The following is a 17,491-nucleotide window of genomic DNA, read 5'->3' as shown; positions in this document are numbered from 1 at the left end:
GTATTCGTACCACCTGGGTGGCGTTAATTAGAAGAACCCGCTGTTTTGACCTCTTCCAACATTTTATCGTTATAGCCAAACATCCAGGTCAGGACAAACGCTACAACCATAGCAGCCAAGTTCGCCAAAATGTAAAGCGGAAGCTGATGATTCATGTAGAGCAACGTGCCCGGAATGACCGTAACTGCCATACCTGTAGCCGCCAAATGGAAGACCGAAGCGATAAAACCACCAACCGCCCCACCGATAAGGCCCATGACAAAAGGCTTCATGTATCTCAGGTTGACCCCGAAAATAGCCGGCTCCGTAATCCCCAGAAAGGCAGACAACGAGGAAGGAAGTGCTAACGCTTTCAGCTTGCTATTCTTCGTTTTCAGTCCAACCGCCAGACAGGCAGCACCTTGAGCAGCCATAGCGCAGGTAATGATGGCATTAAAGGCGTTTGCGCCGTTCTTTTCAAGCAGTTGAATCTCCAAGAAATTAAATATATGATGCACACCTGTAACGACGATAATCTGATGCAAAAAGCCGATGACAATCCCTGCAATACCGAAAGGCAAATCCAGCACAAACGTTGTTCCGTGCAGCACCCATTCTTCGAGTGAATGGAAAATCGGACCGATGGCAAACAACCCCAAAGTGATCATGATCAACAGTGTTAAAAATGGTGTAAGAATCAGATCTAACGCTTCAGGCACCCGTTTGCGCAGCGCCCGCTCCAGCTTGGCTCCGATCAAGCCCACGAAGAAAGCTGGCAATACCGAGCCTTGATAGCCCACCACAGGAATGAATCCGAACATCGTCAACGGGTGAGCTGAGCCGTCCGCAACACTATAAGCGTTGGGCAAGGCCGGGTTTACCAGCATCAGACCGAGAACGATACCCAGCACTGGACTACCACCAAATACTCTAAAGGCTGACCAAGCGACTAACGCTGGTAGAAAAGCAAAGGCCGTATCCGTTAATACTTGTGTGTATAATAGAAAATTGGGTGAAATGTCCTGTGGCGTCATGCCGAGTAGAGCGAGAATTTGTGGCTGAGTGAGCAAGCCACGTAGCCCCATGAACAGTCCCGTAGCAACCAGCACGGGAATAATCGGTACAAACACATCACCAAAGGTACGAATGGAGCGCTGGAAAACGTTCCCTTCCTTTTTCGCCTGACTCTTCACCTCTTCTTTAGATGAACCGGTTACGCCAAGCTTTTCGACCTCTTCAAAAATTCGATTTACCGTACCCGTACCAAAAATAATCTGATATTGCCCGGAATTGAAAAAAGCACCCTTGACCTTGTCGATCTCCTCAACTTTTTTCTGATCAATCTTCTCCTTGTCATGCACCATAATCCGCAAGCGTGTCGCACAATGAGCAAAAGATGCAATATTTTCTTGCCCACCGATTGCCTGGATCACTTCTTTAGCTATTTCTCTGTTTTCCGCCATGATGTTCATCCTCTCGTTCATTCCGTTATGTTTGATGATTAACGATCCACTTGATGTTTTAGCCTACTCATGTAAAATCCCATTTCACCGCCTGGAAGAGAGCCTCTCCCTTGTCGGCAAAAAAGCGTATTTCGTCACTCTCTGGATGCGGAAAAATACGACTGGTGAACACCTCTTCCCCATCATTGACGAAAATCTCAACTGAAGACGTATCTACAAACAAATGTAGTTTGATATGATCTTTATCCCATGAACACTGCCGTACCTCACCATACGAAGTGGCTACAGGCTCACCTGATTGCGAACGGTCCAATACAAGTTTGCGGCTGACGGCATTATATTTAATCACCGTTTTCTCAGTCTCGCTCGCACGGAATTCAATACCAAACACCTTAGCGCTCAAAAGATCTACCTCACAGATCAGCTCATAGGCCGTACCTGTAAATCCTTCATAGGTTTTGCTCTCTGAGAATAACGTGTCAGCTACCCGATCCTCACGATTTCTACGCAGCGTAGTCAGCTCAGGGATCGGCCGCTGCAAGAGTTTGCCCTCATGAAGCGTAAGCTCCCTTGGTAATGTCAGGCAATGAGCCCATCCGTTCGGATCTGTGGGATATTCGATATCCGGCAGGCCCATCCATGCCACCATAATACGCCGCCCCTGTAGGTCAATCATCGTCTGTGGCGCATAGAAGTCAAAGCCTCTATCGAGCTCGTGGAATGCGCCGTGCTCCAGTCTTCTTGTTCCGGTATCCAACGGCTTGCCGATTACATAGCCCGATTGATAAATATTGTGATTTTCATCCCCAGAAGGCTCCAAGCCCTGAGGAGAAAAGATCAAGACTCCCGCTTCGTTCAGTTCAAAATAATCTGGACATTCCCACATGTAGCCAAACGACTCCAGGCCTGTGCACAATTCTCCCTCAAACTCCCACGTACGAAGGTCGGTTGATCGGTAGAGGACGGCGCAGCCTGTTAAATTCGTTCTCTGGGCACCAATCACACAGTAAAAGCTATTGCCGTCTTTCCATAGCTTGGGATCACGAAAATGGTCTGTATACCCTTCTGGCACATTGGAAATAACGGGGTGCTCCCATTTAGTAATGTGACCATTCTCGTCCATAACAGCCATGCATTGATAAGGATGTCTGATCCAGTCTTCATCTCGTGCATTTCCCGTATACAGCATATATAATTTGCCCTCATGCTCCAGTGCGCTGCCCGAATAAGCCCCATGCGAATCAAAATAATCCCCAGGTGCGATACCAATGCCCGCACTATTCCATGTGACCAAATCTTTGGATTTCAGATGATACCAGTATTTCATCCCATGATCCGTTCCGAGCGGAAACCACTGATAAAATAAGTGGTATTCACCTTGGTAATATGAAAAGCCATTGGGGTCATTGAGCAAACCTGTCGGTGGCTGGATATGAAACGCCTGCCGCCAGTGACATTGCTCCACTCTCTCCTCCAAGCTGGCTATTTCACCGGGCTCTGCCTGCTCGATCATTCGATACTTTTGTTCTCTTGTCATTTTCATAGGTGTACCTCATTTTTATTAAAACTTTCGCTTCAGGAACCAGTTCCAAATCAATGAAAAAATATTCTATCGGAACCGGTTCCCATGCGATTAAAAAAATATACTCATCCATGGATTTGCAACCGATTCCATTTGTGCCCGAATGCTATGGAACCGGTTTCGAAGAAATTATAATCCACTTGTTCAGCGTTTGTCAACGCTTTCTCTTTCGATAAGGGAATAATTCATGACCGTCACTTTTTCTACCGATTTATGTTCTACCAACCGCATAATATTTTGCGCTGCTACACGTCCAGCCTCCATATACGGATATTGAACGGTTGTCAGGGCAGGGTGAATGACCTCCGTAATATCGTATCCCCCAAAGCCAGTTACCGACAAATCTGACGGAATGACAATCCCTCTGGAATAAGCCGCATTGATTACGCCCAGCGCGATATTATCCGTAGCACACACCATTAACGATGGCTTGAAATTGTCCAAAATGGCGGATGCAGCAATCCGTGCATCGGACATTTTAAATCCGGTCTCATAGTATCTGATATCATACCCTGCTGCTCGCATCGCATCGTCCGTATGAGACTCAGCAGGCAATGCATCGCGAACAGCCTGCCTAAAGCCCTCCTTGCGCTGCACACCGACGGCAACATCCTTTTCAGTAACACCAACGTAGGCAATTTCGCGGTGTCCCTGTGACAAAACGTACGTGCCGATATCATATCCTGCACGATAGTCATCATGGATAAGGCTATGAAGCTGCTCGTGCTGCTGGCCCACCAGCAACACCGGAATACCGATGTCACGAATCGCGGTCAGATGGTCGTCTGTAATTTGAGCAGCCAGCAAAATGATACCCGAAATCTTTTGTCTTCCCAGCTCATAAATGGCTTCGATTTCACGCTGTACATCCTGGCTCGTATTCGAGATCAGCATCTGATAATGCTGAGAACGCAGTTCCTCATCAATCCCCATCAGCGTATGGGATGTCGCAAAAGAATCCAGACGCGGTACAACGGTGCCGATAATGTTGGTCCGCTTCGCCTTAAGACTCTGGGCAAAGGCATTGGGCACATACCCCGTGGCTTTAACCACTTTTTCAATTTTACGTTTCGTATCCACGCTGACAGACCCGCCGTTCAAAAAACGGGATACCGTGCTCTTGGATACACCAGCCATTTGGGCTATATCTGCAATCGTCTTATTCATGAAGTCCCCCGGAGATTTTTCATATTCATATGCTTCCAAAACGTCTCTTTTCACATAACCCTATAATACCATATGGCGGGATTGGATTGCTGTAGCTCCAGATCCATCATGCACAAAACGCCGTCCCTTCAGTGAAGAAGGAAACGGCGTCTCATGATGAACGTAATTTTAAAAATCAAAGTTATCCGGATCTGGGCCTACTCGAAGATCGGCATTTAACGCCTGAATTCGATCCATATCCTCGCGCGTCAGTTCGAAGTCAAAAATGTCGGCATTTTCGACGATCCGATGCGCCTTGGTAGACTTGGGAATGGTGACAACTCCCTGCTGCACATCCCAGCGTAAAATCACTTGCGCCACCGATTTGCCATACTTGGTCGCTACGTCTTGTAATACCGGATGATCGAGCAATTGGCCTTGCATTAACGGGGACCAGGCTTCCATTTGAATGTCGTTCTTTTGACAGAATTGCAACAGCTCGGCTTGGGTTAATTGTGGATGGAACTCCACCTGATTGATCATTGGCTTGATTTCAGCATCCTTCATGAGATCTTCCAAATGATGAATTTGGAAATTGCTGACTCCAATTGCCTTAATCCGTCCTTCTTTATACAAGGATTCCAACGCTCTCCAAGCTTCTTTATACTTTCCTTGAACTGGCCAATGAATCAGATATAGATCCAGATATTCCAGACCCAGCTTGTCCAGACTGGCTTCATAAGCGGCTCGTGTCTCTTCATAGCCTAAATCTGCATTCCACACTTTGGACGTGACGAACAGATCTTCTCTGGACAGATTATTTTCCTGAAGGGCTTCCTGAATAGCCTGCCCTACACTGCTTTCATTCGCATAGATTGCAGCTGTATCTATACTGCGGTAGCCATGCTTTACAGCAGCCTTTATAGCATCGACCAGCTCCGAACCTTCTTCCACTTTAAATACCCCGATGCCAAACCAAGGCATGTGAACTCCGTTGTTTAACAATGTTGTGCTTTGTAAGTTTTGTGTCATTTTGTATCTTCCTCTCTATTTTTTAAAAGCTTTAACCTGTAATGATGGTTGTATCCCTTTTTTCGAGCATACGACTCCAGCCTGTGAGCAGAACCGCAACGAAAACCATAATGCCCCCGATCCACGTCGTATGAATGAGACCGAGTGAATCAGTTACAATCCCGCCTACATAAGCTCCGATTGCTATCCCTGCGTTGAAAGCTGCAATATTAACAGCAGAGGCAACATCGACAGCTTTGGGTGCAAACCTTTCGGCCAACATGACGACATATACCTGTAGCCCGGGCACGTTCATAAACGCAAGCAATCCCATAAAGAAGATCGTAATCAGTCCTGCCGTTTTAAAAGGTGCCGTGAACAACAGGAGAAAAAGGATCACGGCTTGAATCAGAAACATGTAAAACAAAGCTGAAAGCGGCTTGCGGTTGGCTGCTTTTCCGCCAATGACATTCCCGATGGCAATCGCAATTCCATACAGCAAAAGTATAAACGTTACCGTACTTTGCTGAAATCCGGTTATGTCGTGAAGTAATGGAGATAAATAAGTAAACACCACAAATGTGCCTCCATACCCCAAAGCTGTAATGATAAATGCGAGTAGCAAGCGACCATTGGTAACCAGTTTGACCTGCTCGCGGAAAGGAGTCTTGTTCCCTTTGCGCAGCGTAGATGGCAGCAGAATCAGATTGGCGATGAGTGCCACTACACCGACGACCACAATCGCCATAAATGCAGCCCGCCAACCCCATTGCTGCCCAATGTAGGTGCCCAAAGGTACACCTGTGACCGTGGCTACGGTCAATCCGGAGAACATAATGGAAATTGCACTCGCTCGTCGATCATCCGGCACAAGATCGGCCGCGATGGTGGAACCGATAGACATGAACACCCCATGGGCGAACGCTGAGATCACACGTGCTATCAGCAGCAAGGCAATTCCGCTAGAGACCGCAGCGAGGCTATTACCTGCAATAAATATAATCATGATCCACAGCAGCAACGTTTTACGGGGAACACTTGATGTTAATGAGGTCAAGACAGGTGCCCCGATGGTAACCCCTAATGCATATAGCGTTACAGTTAGTGCAGACATCGTTACAGATATGTGCAAGTCTTCAGCAATCAGGGGAAGCAGTCCCACGCTGATGAACTCGGTTGTTCCAATCGCAAAGGCGCTTACGGCTAGAGCCAGTAATGGCCATATACTTCGTTTTGATTCTGGCGACATGTTTTTCACTCCTATCTATAGAAATCTTCGACCAGCAGATGTTATTATGAGTTATTCAAGCAAATATGAACAGTACGTACTTTTTAGTGATATAGGTACTAAAAAGTACCCTAGATAAAGTTCTTTTTGATTAAAACAGGTTGTTAAGGTATGTATAACAGAAGCGATACACATGGGGGGATCTGCATTGGGGAAGAAAAAATACAACATCTCTGTTGAGGCGACGTTAGAGGTGATCGGGGGGAAATGGAAATGCGTGATTCTGTGTCATTTGACACATGGAAAGATGCGGACAAGCGAATTAAAACGAATGATGCCTTCCATAACACAAAAAATGCTGACTCAGCAGCTTCGTGAATTAGAGGAAGACGGTATTGTCAATCGGATTAGCTATAATCAGGTTCCACCCAAAGTGGAGTACGAGCTTAGTGAATATGGATGTAGTCTGAAAGGCATTTTAGATTCTCTTTGTGCTTGGGGAGAAAGACATATTATTAAAGAATACGGGGATAAATCTGCAGTTTTGGAAGATAACATTCTGAATAAGCTGTAAAGCCAAAAAGAGCGCCTGCATACATCAGCAGGCGCTTTCTCTCTCCGAATTCCAAGGGTTACGAATTGGACATCATTTTAATTTGTGAAATCAATGACCATGCGTCCTTGGATTTTGCCCTGCTCCATCTCCTCGAAGATCTCATTAATGTCTTCGATCGGACGTTTTTGTACAAGAGGGACGACTTTACCTTCTGCAGCGAACTGGAACGCTTCTTTAAGGTCTTCACGAGTGCCGACCAAGGAGCCAATAACTTGAATGCCGTCCAGAACCAGACGTGGAATGTCCAGATCCATCTTATCGGTTGGAAGACCTACAGCTACAACACGCGCGCCAGCCTTTACAACGTCGATGGCCTGGTTGAAAGGTGTTTTGGCAACAGCAGTAACCACGGTTGCATCCAGACCAGCACCGTTTGTTAACTCCTTAGCTCGGGCGACCGGATCTTCTTTCATGCTGTTAACGATATAGTCAGCACCAATTTGTTTAGCCAGTTCTAGTTTTTCATCACTAATGTCAAAGGCTACAACTTTAGCATTGAATACATTTTTGGCGTATTGCACAGCCAAATTACCTAAGCCACCAATGCCGAAGATACCAATCCATTGTCCTGGTTTGATTTCACTTACTTTAACTGCTTTATATGTTGTAACCCCTGCGCAAGTTACACTACTTGCAGCAGCAGGGTCAAGACTATCTGGTACTTTGACTGCGTAGTCAGCTGTGACAATACATTGCTCTGCCATTGCACCATCTACGGTATATCCGGCATTTTTAACTTCACGACACAACGTTTCCCGGCCAGTTAAGCAGTATTCGCAGTGACCGCAGCTTTCGAACATCCAGGCAATGCTTACGCGATCGCCAATCTTCAGACTGGTTACTCCTTCACCTAACTCAATGACTTTTCCGATACCTTCATGCCCCAGAACTCTGCCTGTAACATCACCAAAATCTGCATTTTTCACATGTAAATCCGTGTGGCAAACTCCGCAATATTCGACTTGAACTAACGCTTCTCCATGTTTCAGGGAGCGTAAAGGTTTCTCTTCTATACTGACTTTCTTGTCTTTTGTAACAATCGCTGCTTTCATGTAAATCTCTCCTTTAATTACGCATGGAATTATTTTGTAAAGTACATTGAATATTATATAAATTTTTAACTACAAAGGACAAGCATATTCTAAACTAGGCCATTTAATCACTAGATGCTTGTTCCTAAGTCCTTGTACCCTTGCAGGAACTTTCTACAATAATTTACAATGTAAAAAGTTTCACATACTCTATTTGGAAGAAGGATACAAAAACATGAAAAAAAACTGGAAAGGTTGCCTGTTCAGCATATTTGCCATTATCTTGGTCGTGTCGGTAACAGGATGCAATTCACAGCCCGCCATTTCTAGTACCACCAGCACTTCATCCTCATCAGCTAACAACGCTCATGCAGTTGTTCAGAAAGGCCCACACTGGTCCTATGCAGGAGATCAGGGACCGGAACATTGGGGAGAACTGGAAAAAGACTTTGTTGCATGTGGTAACGGCCACGAACAATCTCCTGTTAATATAGAGCATACCCATCTGGAAGCATCGCAAACACAGCAACCGCTACAAGTTCATTACACCAATACAAAAGCATCCATTTTGAATAATGGGCACACTGTGCAAATCAATGTTGCCAATACCAGCAATAACATCATGCTGGACGGTACTAAATTCACTTTAAAGCAGTTTCATTTTCATCACCCGAGCGAACATCAAATAGATGGTAAAAATGCTGAAATGGAGCTTCATTTTGTCCATCAAAGCGACAACGGAAGCACAGCTGTCTTAGCGGTCCTTATCCAAAGTGGCAAAGAAAACAAGGCTTTCAACCGCATCTGGTCCAAACTGCCGAAAGATATTTCCCAAGAAGCAGCTCTGGATGAAGAAATAAATCTCGCTGCGCTGCTGCCAAAAGATTTGCACTCCGTTCGCTACAACGGATCGCTGACTACCCCACCATGCACAGAACATGTAAATTGGACAGTGCTGGAGCAACCTATTGAAATGTCCGCAGACCAAATCAACCGGTTTGCTGCCATTTTCCCCGATAACCATCGTCCTGTACAACAGCTGGGAGCCCGGGAGCTGACTGCCGATAAGTAATAAATTGTCGTTAGATATAAGGTGCATTCTATATTTGAATACCAAAAGAAGACCCCTCTGTTCGAACTATTTAGAGGGGCCTTCTTTTGGTATTAAGTTTACTACTCATTACAAGCGTACCAGTTCCTCCACCTTCACTGGCTGACCTGTACGCATAGAGCGGTTGGCGGCGATGCCTGTTAAAATGGACCATGCACCGTCGATATGTGAGGCCGCACGATGAAACCGATCCTCTGCCGGCTTATCAAAAATATCACGCAGCATAACTGGATCTCCTCCGCCATGCCCCCCTTGGCCTTCCTCCACTTCGACCTCATAAGGTGCTGCAAAGTGGGGATAGATGGTGATGGTCTTCTCTTTTAGAGCACCCTCATCTGCCTTGCTGCCGCCAGAATTAACATAGGATTGCTCGGATACCCGAACCTCCATCCGTCCCTTCGTGCCGTTAAATACGATGATAAAGCCCTCCCAAGGCATGTAAGCATTCAGTGAATAGTTCATCACCGTCTTGTTCTGATACTTCACCATGACACTCAGCGTATCTTCAATGCTGATATTGTCGCCAAATACACTTTGATCCCGCACATAGCCATCCTCATGCTCAGCGTCCAGATACATGCTTTTTAGATGCTCGTTACGGTCTAGGTGCAGCGCAAAGGGGTCATTTTCCGCTGCTTTGCTGCCATAAGCCCGTTGATAAAACTCCGTCACGCCACGCTGCTCCGCATTTTCCCGTCCGTAAAATTTCAGATCCCCCATCGCATACACCGTCTCCGGTTTTGAGCCAAGCCAGAAGTTCATCAAATCAAAATGATGCGTCGACTTGTGCACCAGCAAACCGCCGCTATTGCGCTTGTCCCGATGCCACCGACGGAAATAATCCGCGCCATGCTGTGTATTCAGCAGCCATTCGAAATTGACTGACAACACCTCTCCGAGCGTTCCGTCCATGATCAGCTCACGGATTTTCGTATTATGCGGCGCATAGCGGTAGTTAAAGGTGACGCGCAGTTTCCGTCCCGTGCGGTCTATGGCATCCAAAATGTCTTGGCATTTATCTTCATCCACCGTCATCGGCTTCTCGGAAATGACATCACAGCCCAGCTCCATCGCCCGGATAATATACCGATGATGCACCCGGTCAATGGTCGTGACAATGACGATATCCGGCTTCGTTTCCGCGATCATCCGATCAAACTCGTGAGCTTTATAGGTCGGAATCGGCTCATGCTCGTATTTCTCCTGCAACAGCCGATTGGCATAATCCATTCTCGTCTGATTGACGTCACAGAACGCGATCAGCTCCGAGGTATCTTTGAAAACGGTAACAACTTCACCGTAAAAAAATTCGGCTCTTCCTCCAGTACCCACAAGTGCATATTTGATTTTAGCCAATTGGTTCACACCCTTTACATGAATTGCTTTTATTTTATAGTATAAGAAAGAGCAAAATCTTCGCTTTTATTATGATTTTTCCCGTAAAGTGTACATATATTATCCTTATGCATTCTTTTATTAAAGGAGACTATCGATATGATCGCTACACCCCGTTTTGCCATCGAGCAAGCACTGCGGAAGGTGCCATTCAGCATGTCTGCCGACCATGTCCACCAAGCGCACGAAATCTATTATTTGCTGGCAGGAGAGCGCTACTACTACATTAATCAGCGGGTATACGCGCTCCAGAAGGGCGATCTGATTTGGATCAGCAAACATGATTTTCACCGTACGAGTAACAAAGGTAGCGGTAGCCATGAACGGATTTTGATTAACTTTGATGAAGAATTTGCAGCCTCGTCAATGAATGTCTCTCCCTCCAGCGATCAGAACCAGCTTCTTCTGCCAGAAAAAAGCTTTCTGCTTCGCCCCTCCGTGGAAGAACAATGCGGGCTGGAGCATCTATTCCGGCAAATGCTAGATGAATACCACCAAGAACATGCCTACCGCCAACTATATCTCCAAAGCTTGCTACTCCAGCTCCTTATCCGCATCCGGCGCATACAATCGGCCACTGCCGATACCATTGCACCGGAACGTAGCGAAAAGCAGCAGCGCGTGTACTCGGTCATTGCATACCTGCATGCTCATTATGACGAGAGCCTGTCGCTAGATCAGCTGGCTGAGCATTTTTATATTAGCAACACGTATTTGTGCCGTATTTTCAAGCAGACAACAGGTTTTACTTTAGTAGAATATCTTCAGGATGTGCGAGTCCAGCAGGCTCGTGCATATTTGAGAGAAACAAACTGGAAGGTGACTTCCATTGCTGAAAAAACGGGTTTTGACAGCATCGCTCACTTTGGTCGTGTATTCAAGCATCTTACCGGGCACACCCCGCTACAATACCGAAAAAAATACAAAAAGGAGTAGAGAAAATAACTCTACCCCTTAATTCCCGTCAAGGTGATACCTTCAATAATTTGCTTTTGGGCAATGATATAGACGATCAGCACCGGGACGACAGAAATGGTGGTACCCGCCATCATCAGTGACCAATCGGCGGTATATAACCCTTTGAAATTGTTAAGTAAAAGCGGAACCGTGAATTTCTCCGGTGTGTTGAGATAGATAAGCGGATCAAGAAAGCTGTTCCAGGCCCCCAAAAAGGTGAAAATCCCTATCGCCGCCAATGCCGGACGAATGAGTGGAAGAATGACGCTCCAGTAAATACGAATGTAGCCCGCCCCATCCATTACTGCAGCTTCCTCCAGATCGCGTGGGATACCCATAACGAACTGGCGAAGCAGAAACACCGCGAATGCATTAAACAAGGCTCCAGGCACGATCAGCGACCAATGCGTATCCAGCCACCCGATGCGGTCCATCACCAAATATAACGGAATCATCGTCACCTGCTTAGGCACCATCATCGTGGCGAGGAACAAAATAAATAGTATATTAGAGCCCGGAAAACGGATTTTAGCAAAAGCATACGCCGCCATAGACGCGCTAATCAGCGTCGCTGTCACGATAATCACCGTAATGTAAAAGCTGTTCATATACGCCTGTACAAAGGGCATCGCCTCCAGCGAGGCCGGATAGTTGCTCCATACGAACGGATCGGGAATCCATTGAGGCGGGACGACAAAGATTTGGGAAATATCCTTCAGGGAACTGAGAACAGTCCACAGGAATGGAAAAAACATGACTAAAGAGCCGACAGCGAGCAGCACATGGCGCAGGAATACCCTACCTCTGGAACTAATCTCCATAGTGCACCCACCTCTTTTGCATTTTAAATTGCAGCAGTGTAAATACGAGAATGATCACGAACAAAATCATTGCTGCCGCAGCACTTTCTCCCATCGTGAAGTCAATGAACGCCTGATCGTAAATGTGGTACACCAGCGTATAACTTGCTTTGGCTGGCCCTCCATTCGTCATGACGAACGCCTGATCGAACACCTGAAAAGAACTGATGACCATCATGATGGTCACAAAAAAGGTCGTTGGTGACAACAGCGGCAGTGTAATATACCTTAGCTGCTGGAACTTGCTGGCCCCGTCAATTTCGGCTGCCTCGTAATAGCTTTTGGAGATACCCTGGAGTCCTGCCAGAAAAATGACCATATTATATCCCAGTCCCAGCCATATGCTCAAAAGCGCAATCGACGGAATCACCCACTGCGTATCCGTAAGCCACATTGGGCCTGTAATCCCAATCGCTCCTAGCAGATGATTTAAAATGCCAAATTCACCGTTCAGTATCCACATCCAGATGACGCCAACCGATACCGAACTGGTTACGACAGGCATGAAAAAGAACAAGCGATAAATTTCCTTGCCCTTCACTTTGTTGAGCACAATGGCTACGAGCAGAGCCAATATAATCCCCGCCGGGATGACCAGCACCATATAGTACATCGTATTCATGAGTGCCTTCCAAAAATCAGGATCAGATAATTGCCCCTTGAAATTGTCTAAGCCAACAAACAAGGGTACGCCAAATCCATCCCAGTTTACAAAGCTTAAGTAAAGCGCATATAGCAACGGCAACAGCGAAAAACATAACAGACCCAAAAACTGGGGGCCAATGAATAGATAGCCCCACAGCGCTTGATGCTTTTTCTGCATCTTGTCACCTTCCTCCCCGGTCACGGCCCATCCCGTGCCTACTTGACCGCCTTGGATATGATCTGATTCAACTTTTCAATGGTTGCCGCAGCATCCTGCTTGCCCAGGAACATCAAGTCGATGGTTTCCGTGATATCCGAGTTCAACCCCGGCACCTGAGCATCATAGGCCAGTGCAGATCCATGAGCATGCCCTATGTTACGTCCCTCAGTCAAATAGCTTGAATGCTCAATTGTCGCCTTTTTCATAATGCTATCATCTGCCGCAGCAAGCGTACCCATGGCATTCCCCCCTTCAACCAGCCGGGCCTCCTGCCCCTTCACAGAGACGTAGAATGCTGCCAGCTTCATGGCCTCTTGCACATGCGGACTATTTTTGTTTACAGCTACATAGGCAACCGGAATGGCAACAGGCTCATTCTTACCAGTATTGGATGGCCAGTAGATATAATCGAAGTCGAGGCTTTTGTTTTGACTAAACAAGGGCTCTAGCCATCTTCCCGCCGCCAGCATGCCGACTTGATTGGACATGAACATCGCGTCAGCCCCTTGCCCTTTGGGAAGCGAGCCGAGATATACCGCATTTCCCTTTTTTACCATATCGTACATAAAACTAAAGGCTTCCTTGCCCTTTTCATTGTGGTCCAGCACATATTTGCCTTGTTCATCAAAGATTTGACCGCCATTCGACCACACCCATGAATACCAGTGAGCCCACCAGTTTTCCGCAATATAACCCTGCTTTCCGGCTGCCTTCAGCTTGGATGTAACCTCCTCAAAAGCATCCCAGTTCCACTTGCCTTCGTCATAGTATTCTTGCGGCGTCTTCACGCCTGCTTCCTTAAATACCTTTTTGTTGTAATACATGACCATCGGGTTGGAGTCGGGAGTGACCCCATAGATTTCCCCGTCACGCTTTGCCGGTCCCCACAATCCTTCCGGAAAATCCTCAGCCTTCACATCACTCGCATCACTTTTTAAAAACTCACCCAAAGGCTGTACCTGCTTCGCCCCGATCAAACGCGCAATCGTCGGTTCATACGAATAAAACACATCCGGTCCGCGACTTCCCTGAAGCTGTGTCAACAGCTTTTGCTCATATTGGTCTCCCGGTACAGGCACCAGCTTAACCTCGATATTTGGGTTTTCCTTTTCAAATGCATCCAGCGCCCGCTGATACACCTTCACCTCCGCAGGATTACCCCAAGCCTGCATCGTAAGTCGTACTTTTTGCCCTTCTGTGTTCTCGACTTTTGGGGAAGTAGTGCAGGCCGCTGCAAGTAAAAACAGAACGCTGAGGAAAAATCCAATCTTTATCCAGCTCATGTAATTGTCCACCTTAACCGCCTCCTGTAGCTTCGCATGGTTGTATGGCATCCTTTTTCGAAGCGCTTACAAAACTTTCCCTATCATCATATGTAGGAGGGGGAGACACGATATCCCCATTTTCATTTTTATATAATTTTTTTCTTTTGGGTGGCCGTGATTTGACAGTGACCAAGAGAAAGTAAAGACTCCACAACAAAAAAAGAAGGATGCAGATCACCTGCTTCCTTCTTTCGTATTCCTTGAGCTATAATTCAATTTTCTAAATCTTTATTAGCATCTTTTCAAAAATATTATAGCCGTTCGTTTCGCCTATATACGTATAACCGCATTGTCTGTAAAACTCGCTAAGCTTGTCATTGCCCGCAATACAGTCTAATCGGATTCGATCCTTGCCTGTGAAGTGGATGCCTCGTTCAATCCATTGCATCAGCTCACGCCCTAGCCCCTTCCCAGTGCTATCGCGATCCACAACCAAACGATGCAGATATACTGAGGTTCCTCCCTCAGAATCCGTTTCGTCTAATCCCCACAAATTACGGTCCCATGCACTGGGCTGCTGCTGCAAGATCACTGCGCCTGCCAAGCCATGATCCTCTGATGCTCGGAAAATAATCACTTCTCCACGTGCAATAGCGCCGCCTAGGTTGTGATCATCTTTTCCTTTTAGTAAGCGTCCCCATTGCGTAGAGCCTTTGCTGTGCAGCCATCTGGCCGTCTTTAAAATTAATTCCTGAACCTGCTCCTGATCTTCAGTGCTTGCCTGAAAAGCCATTAATCCTGGTTTGACGGATGATTCGACAATAGTCATTGATGTCATGCTGCACCTCAACTCTCAAATTTTCCTTATGTATAAAATATAGCATAAAAAATGAGCGTCTGATGATCTAGCAGAGCACCTATGGTACAGTCCAGTGATCTGGGAAAAGTTTTCTCGTTCAAAATCTACTGCTTTCAAGCAGAGAGCTTCTTTTCCATTCTACCCACACCATAAAGATCAAAAAGGGTATGCCGATACAGGCCAGCACCGGGGTTACGGGAAACCCAACCGGCTCGTTGATTTTAGCGGAAATGACTTTGGCTAGCATCAACAGACCTCCCCCCCAAAAGACGGAGCCCAAAATGAGAAGCCGTGGACGGTTTCCTATCATACAACGCATGAAATAAGGCACAATAAGTCCTATATATCCGATGGTACCACATGCCCATACAGTAACGGCGGTCAACACAATCGCGAAGGGAATGTATAGCGGACTAAGCTGCTTGGGGAATGCAAAGACAGAGCACACAACGAGAATTGTAAGCAATGCAAGCCAAAACGTGAATGATCCTTCTCTTATTCCCCAACCTCCCTGAGATATTGCCCACTCTTGCTGATATTCTCCATATTCTCCAAGTAACACAATAAATTCCGACGCTGATCGAAGGACAACATCAATAATGAAACCAATCATGAATAAATGAACTCCTGCAGACCGTCCTCGAATGAAACGGATTTTATTCAATGTAAATACAATGAATCCCCCAAATACCGCTCCTGCAATACAAAGAGCCATACTACCAAAGGAATCTATGTCCATCCCAAGTAAAAGGACAACACATAGCCCTACCATTGCCCCAGGCATAAGTCCGGTTAAGGTTGGTGATGCAAAGCGATTAGCTGTTCGTAATTGTAAAAGAGTTCCTGAAACGGCCAGACATCCCCCAAGCAACAACATATCCAATGCAAATGGCATACGAGTATGGTATACAACTTCCACAAGCATAGGATTGGGATTTGAAGAAAACAACACTTCCAATACCTCTGCATAGCTGATAGGAAATATACCTGTGATTAGCGACAGAAACAAACCAAGGATCAATAAAATAAATCCTGCAACCAAGGTCAAAACAATTCTTTGTGGACGTGGTGGAGCTGCGTTCGGTTCAACAACAATCGTCCCACCTCCACGTTCACCCACATGTATTTCTTGTTCACTCATCAGATTTAAAAGATCCCCTTTCCTCATTTACCATAAAATATGAATATCACCATACTCTTATCGGTCATTTATGGTGAAAAATGTAACCTTTCTAATCATTTCAACCGATGATATCCGTATGAGAAAAGATGGAAAGGTTGTGAATGAGGTGCCAAGCCGTAATCCATATCTCCTCAAAAAGATATTTGGCATAAACAAAGAACGTATACTCATCTTCGCGCTGCTGCTGATCCCGGCTATCGCTGCCTTTATTGGAACACGGCCTATGCCTGCACAGTATATTTTGCAAGGAGAAATGCATCCGGTTAAAGATCTTGGCGTTCAGGGAAGCGTGTTTTTTGCGTCTGTTCAAACGGGTATTGCTAACAATCTCCTAGAGCGTTGGAATGTATATTCCAGTGAAAATGTATCCGGGGGAGCGATTACATTTGAACCCCTTGCCCCTGATGAAGTGGACTCTTATTTGAAGGACCTCACAGAGACGGACACGCTAAAATATTCTGCCATGCAAGCCGTACATGCAGCGACGGAATTAAGCGTAGACAGCGACACAGCTGAGGCTACGGCGACATTCTCGAATCTTAGCCAATTGGAGGATGCTCGCTATGCCGAGCTATTGACTCATTTGCAGGATCTTTCGGGAAATTCCTTGGGTCTGATGACAGGCATCGGACTGTATGAGGAAGCCAATAACATCGACTTTTCAGATGGCGGACGTCACAAAATTGCTGGCTCTGGCACGATGGAAGAATACGGAGATGTCGGATCAGTCGGTGGACTGGAGCAAAAGCTGCTGGGAGCCGAGACCGCAAAGGTTGATCTATTTTTCGTACCGGCAGATTATGAATGGTACGGTGAGGAAGGCAACGAAGCAGAAGCTGCCCGAGTCCAAAAGGAGCATGGACTCAAGCTACGCATTATCCCCGTAGAAACACTGGAGGATGCTATCGTGTATTTGAAGCAACTAGACTAGGAGGAAGCA

16 protein-coding genes are annotated in these 17,491 nt (G+C 46.3%); 4 read left to right on the top strand and 12 right to left on the bottom strand.

Annotation, left to right across the window (positions count from 1 at the left end; translation table 11 throughout):
• Nucleotides 1-23: 23 nt before the first annotated feature.
• The 5 genes from KAI37_RS01505 to KAI37_RS01485 form a co-directional block, all read right to left on the bottom strand.
• Complete coding sequence (locus tag KAI37_RS01505) at nucleotides 24-1,442, bottom strand: sucrose-specific PTS transporter subunit IIBC (protein WP_081366786.1); 1,419 nt, start codon at nucleotides 1,440-1,442, stop codon at nucleotides 24-26.
• Nucleotides 1,443-1,509: 67 nt separating this feature from the next.
• Nucleotides 1,510-2,985, bottom strand: coding sequence for a glycoside hydrolase family 32 protein (locus tag KAI37_RS01500; protein WP_220030594.1), 1,476 nt, complete (start codon nucleotides 2,983-2,985; stop codon nucleotides 1,510-1,512).
• A gap of 183 nt (nucleotides 2,986-3,168) precedes the next feature.
• The gene (locus tag KAI37_RS01495; protein WP_071644173.1) at nucleotides 3,169-4,191 is read right to left on the bottom strand and encodes a LacI family DNA-binding transcriptional regulator; all 1,023 of its coding nucleotides are present in this window, start codon (nucleotides 4,189-4,191) and stop codon (nucleotides 3,169-3,171) included.
• A gap of 168 nt (nucleotides 4,192-4,359) precedes the next feature.
• Nucleotides 4,360-5,202: an aldo/keto reductase gene (locus KAI37_RS01490; RefSeq protein ID WP_220030593.1), complete on the bottom strand. Its 843-nt coding sequence runs from the start codon at nucleotides 5,200-5,202 to the stop codon at nucleotides 4,360-4,362.
• Between the two features lie 31 nt (nucleotides 5,203-5,233).
• Nucleotides 5,234-6,430 carry an MFS transporter gene (locus KAI37_RS01485; protein ID WP_220030592.1) on the bottom strand — a complete coding sequence of 399 codons (1,197 nt, stop codon included), beginning with the start codon at nucleotides 6,428-6,430 and terminating at the stop codon, nucleotides 5,234-5,236.
• Between the two features lie 187 nt (nucleotides 6,431-6,617).
• Here KAI37_RS01485 and KAI37_RS01480 point away from each other — a divergent pair, with 187 nt between their 5' ends.
• Complete coding sequence (locus KAI37_RS01480; RefSeq protein ID WP_013308345.1) at nucleotides 6,618-6,983, top strand: winged helix-turn-helix transcriptional regulator; 366 nt, start codon at nucleotides 6,618-6,620, stop codon at nucleotides 6,981-6,983.
• A 77-nt stretch (nucleotides 6,984-7,060) separates the two neighbouring features.
• On the opposite strand, the gene adhP is transcribed toward KAI37_RS01480, so the two are convergent.
• A complete protein-coding gene (gene adhP / locus KAI37_RS01475) occupies nucleotides 7,061-8,077 on the bottom strand; it encodes an alcohol dehydrogenase AdhP (RefSeq protein WP_071639154.1) in 1,017 nt (338 codons plus the stop codon).
• Between the two features lie 214 nt (nucleotides 8,078-8,291).
• Between adhP and KAI37_RS01470 the strand changes: the two genes are divergently transcribed.
• Nucleotides 8,292-9,128: a carbonic anhydrase gene (locus KAI37_RS01470; RefSeq protein WP_071639153.1), complete on the top strand. Its 837-nt coding sequence runs from the start codon at nucleotides 8,292-8,294 to the stop codon at nucleotides 9,126-9,128.
• Between the two features lie 108 nt (nucleotides 9,129-9,236).
• On the opposite strand, the gene KAI37_RS01465 is transcribed toward KAI37_RS01470, so the two are convergent.
• Nucleotides 9,237-10,523 (bottom strand): Gfo/Idh/MocA family protein, encoded by a 1,287-nt coding sequence (locus KAI37_RS01465; protein ID WP_025722590.1) that lies wholly within the window; start codon nucleotides 10,521-10,523, stop codon nucleotides 9,237-9,239.
• A gap of 138 nt (nucleotides 10,524-10,661) precedes the next feature.
• Here KAI37_RS01465 and KAI37_RS01460 point away from each other — a divergent pair, with 138 nt between their 5' ends.
• A complete protein-coding gene (locus KAI37_RS01460) occupies nucleotides 10,662-11,498 on the top strand; it encodes a helix-turn-helix transcriptional regulator (protein WP_071639152.1) in 837 nt (278 codons plus the stop codon).
• Nucleotides 11,499-11,509: 11 nt separating this feature from the next.
• Here the strand turns inward: KAI37_RS01460 and KAI37_RS01455 are convergent, their stop codons facing one another.
• The 5 genes from KAI37_RS01455 to KAI37_RS01435 form a co-directional block, all read right to left on the bottom strand.
• Nucleotides 11,510-12,340 (bottom strand): carbohydrate ABC transporter permease, encoded by an 831-nt coding sequence (locus tag KAI37_RS01455; RefSeq protein WP_013308340.1) that lies wholly within the window; start codon nucleotides 12,338-12,340, stop codon nucleotides 11,510-11,512.
• Nucleotides 12,330-13,202, bottom strand: a complete 873-nt coding sequence (locus KAI37_RS01450) for a carbohydrate ABC transporter permease (protein WP_071639151.1) — start codon at nucleotides 13,200-13,202, stop codon at nucleotides 12,330-12,332. The genes KAI37_RS01455 and KAI37_RS01450 overlap by 11 nt, the downstream gene beginning before the upstream one ends.
• Nucleotides 13,203-13,240: 38 nt before the next feature.
• The gene (locus KAI37_RS01445) at nucleotides 13,241-14,539 is read right to left on the bottom strand and encodes an ABC transporter substrate-binding protein (protein ID WP_071639150.1); all 1,299 of its coding nucleotides are present in this window, start codon (nucleotides 14,537-14,539) and stop codon (nucleotides 13,241-13,243) included.
• 250 nt (nucleotides 14,540-14,789) lie between these two features.
• Nucleotides 14,790-15,347, bottom strand: coding sequence for a GNAT family N-acetyltransferase (locus KAI37_RS01440; RefSeq protein ID WP_071639148.1), 558 nt, complete (start codon nucleotides 15,345-15,347; stop codon nucleotides 14,790-14,792).
• Between the two features lie 118 nt (nucleotides 15,348-15,465).
• Nucleotides 15,466-16,509, bottom strand: coding sequence for an iron ABC transporter permease (locus KAI37_RS01435; protein ID WP_071639147.1), 1,044 nt, complete (start codon nucleotides 16,507-16,509; stop codon nucleotides 15,466-15,468).
• A gap of 118 nt (nucleotides 16,510-16,627) precedes the next feature.
• Here KAI37_RS01435 and KAI37_RS01430 point away from each other — a divergent pair, with 118 nt between their 5' ends.
• Nucleotides 16,628-17,482 (top strand): hypothetical protein, encoded by an 855-nt coding sequence (locus KAI37_RS01430; RefSeq protein ID WP_258383033.1) that lies wholly within the window; start codon nucleotides 16,628-16,630, stop codon nucleotides 17,480-17,482.
• Nucleotides 17,483-17,491: the final 9 nt, after the last annotated feature.

Origin of the sequence: Paenibacillus sp. S25 (genome assembly GCF_019454085.1) — a bacterium.
GTDB lineage: Bacteria > Bacillota > Bacilli > Paenibacillales > Paenibacillaceae > Paenibacillus > Paenibacillus polymyxa_B.
The sequence above is the reverse complement of the archived record's forward strand: the minus strand, read 5'-3'. Positions and strand labels throughout refer to the sequence as shown.

What these genes read in the sequence shown, in the direction of transcription:
- KAI37_RS01500 (WP_220030594.1), bottom strand. Translation starts at nt 2,985, where the DNA reads ATGAAAATGACAAGAGAACAAAAGTATCGAATGATCGAGCAGGCAGAG.
- KAI37_RS01485 (WP_220030592.1), bottom strand. Translation starts at nt 6,430, where the DNA reads ATGTCGCCAGAATCAAAACGAAGTATATGGCCATTACTGGCTCTAGCC.
- KAI37_RS01430 (WP_258383033.1), top strand. Translation starts at nt 16,628, where the DNA reads ATGAGAAAAGATGGAAAGGTTGTGAATGAGGTGCCAAGCCGTAATCCA.
- KAI37_RS01455 (WP_013308340.1), bottom strand. Translation starts at nt 12,340, where the DNA reads ATGGAGATTAGTTCCAGAGGTAGGGTATTCCTGCGCCATGTGCTGCTC.
- KAI37_RS01470 (WP_071639153.1), top strand. Translation starts at nt 8,292, where the DNA reads ATGAAAAAAAACTGGAAAGGTTGCCTGTTCAGCATATTTGCCATTATC.
- KAI37_RS01490 (WP_220030593.1), bottom strand. Translation starts at nt 5,202, where the DNA reads ATGACACAAAACTTACAAAGCACAACATTGTTAAACAACGGAGTTCAC.
- adhP (WP_071639154.1), bottom strand. Translation starts at nt 8,077, where the DNA reads ATGAAAGCAGCGATTGTTACAAAAGACAAGAAAGTCAGTATAGAAGAG.
- KAI37_RS01460 (WP_071639152.1), top strand. Translation starts at nt 10,662, where the DNA reads ATGATCGCTACACCCCGTTTTGCCATCGAGCAAGCACTGCGGAAGGTG.
- KAI37_RS01495 (WP_071644173.1), bottom strand. Translation starts at nt 4,191, where the DNA reads ATGAATAAGACGATTGCAGATATAGCCCAAATGGCTGGTGTATCCAAG.
- KAI37_RS01505 (WP_081366786.1), bottom strand. Translation starts at nt 1,442, where the DNA reads ATGGCGGAAAACAGAGAAATAGCTAAAGAAGTGATCCAGGCAATCGGT.
- KAI37_RS01450 (WP_071639151.1), bottom strand. Translation starts at nt 13,202, where the DNA reads ATGCAGAAAAAGCATCAAGCGCTGTGGGGCTATCTATTCATTGGCCCC.
- KAI37_RS01440 (WP_071639148.1), bottom strand. Translation starts at nt 15,347, where the DNA reads ATGACATCAATGACTATTGTCGAATCATCCGTCAAACCAGGATTAATG.
- KAI37_RS01435 (WP_071639147.1), bottom strand. Translation starts at nt 16,509, where the DNA reads ATGAGTGAACAAGAAATACATGTGGGTGAACGTGGAGGTGGGACGATT.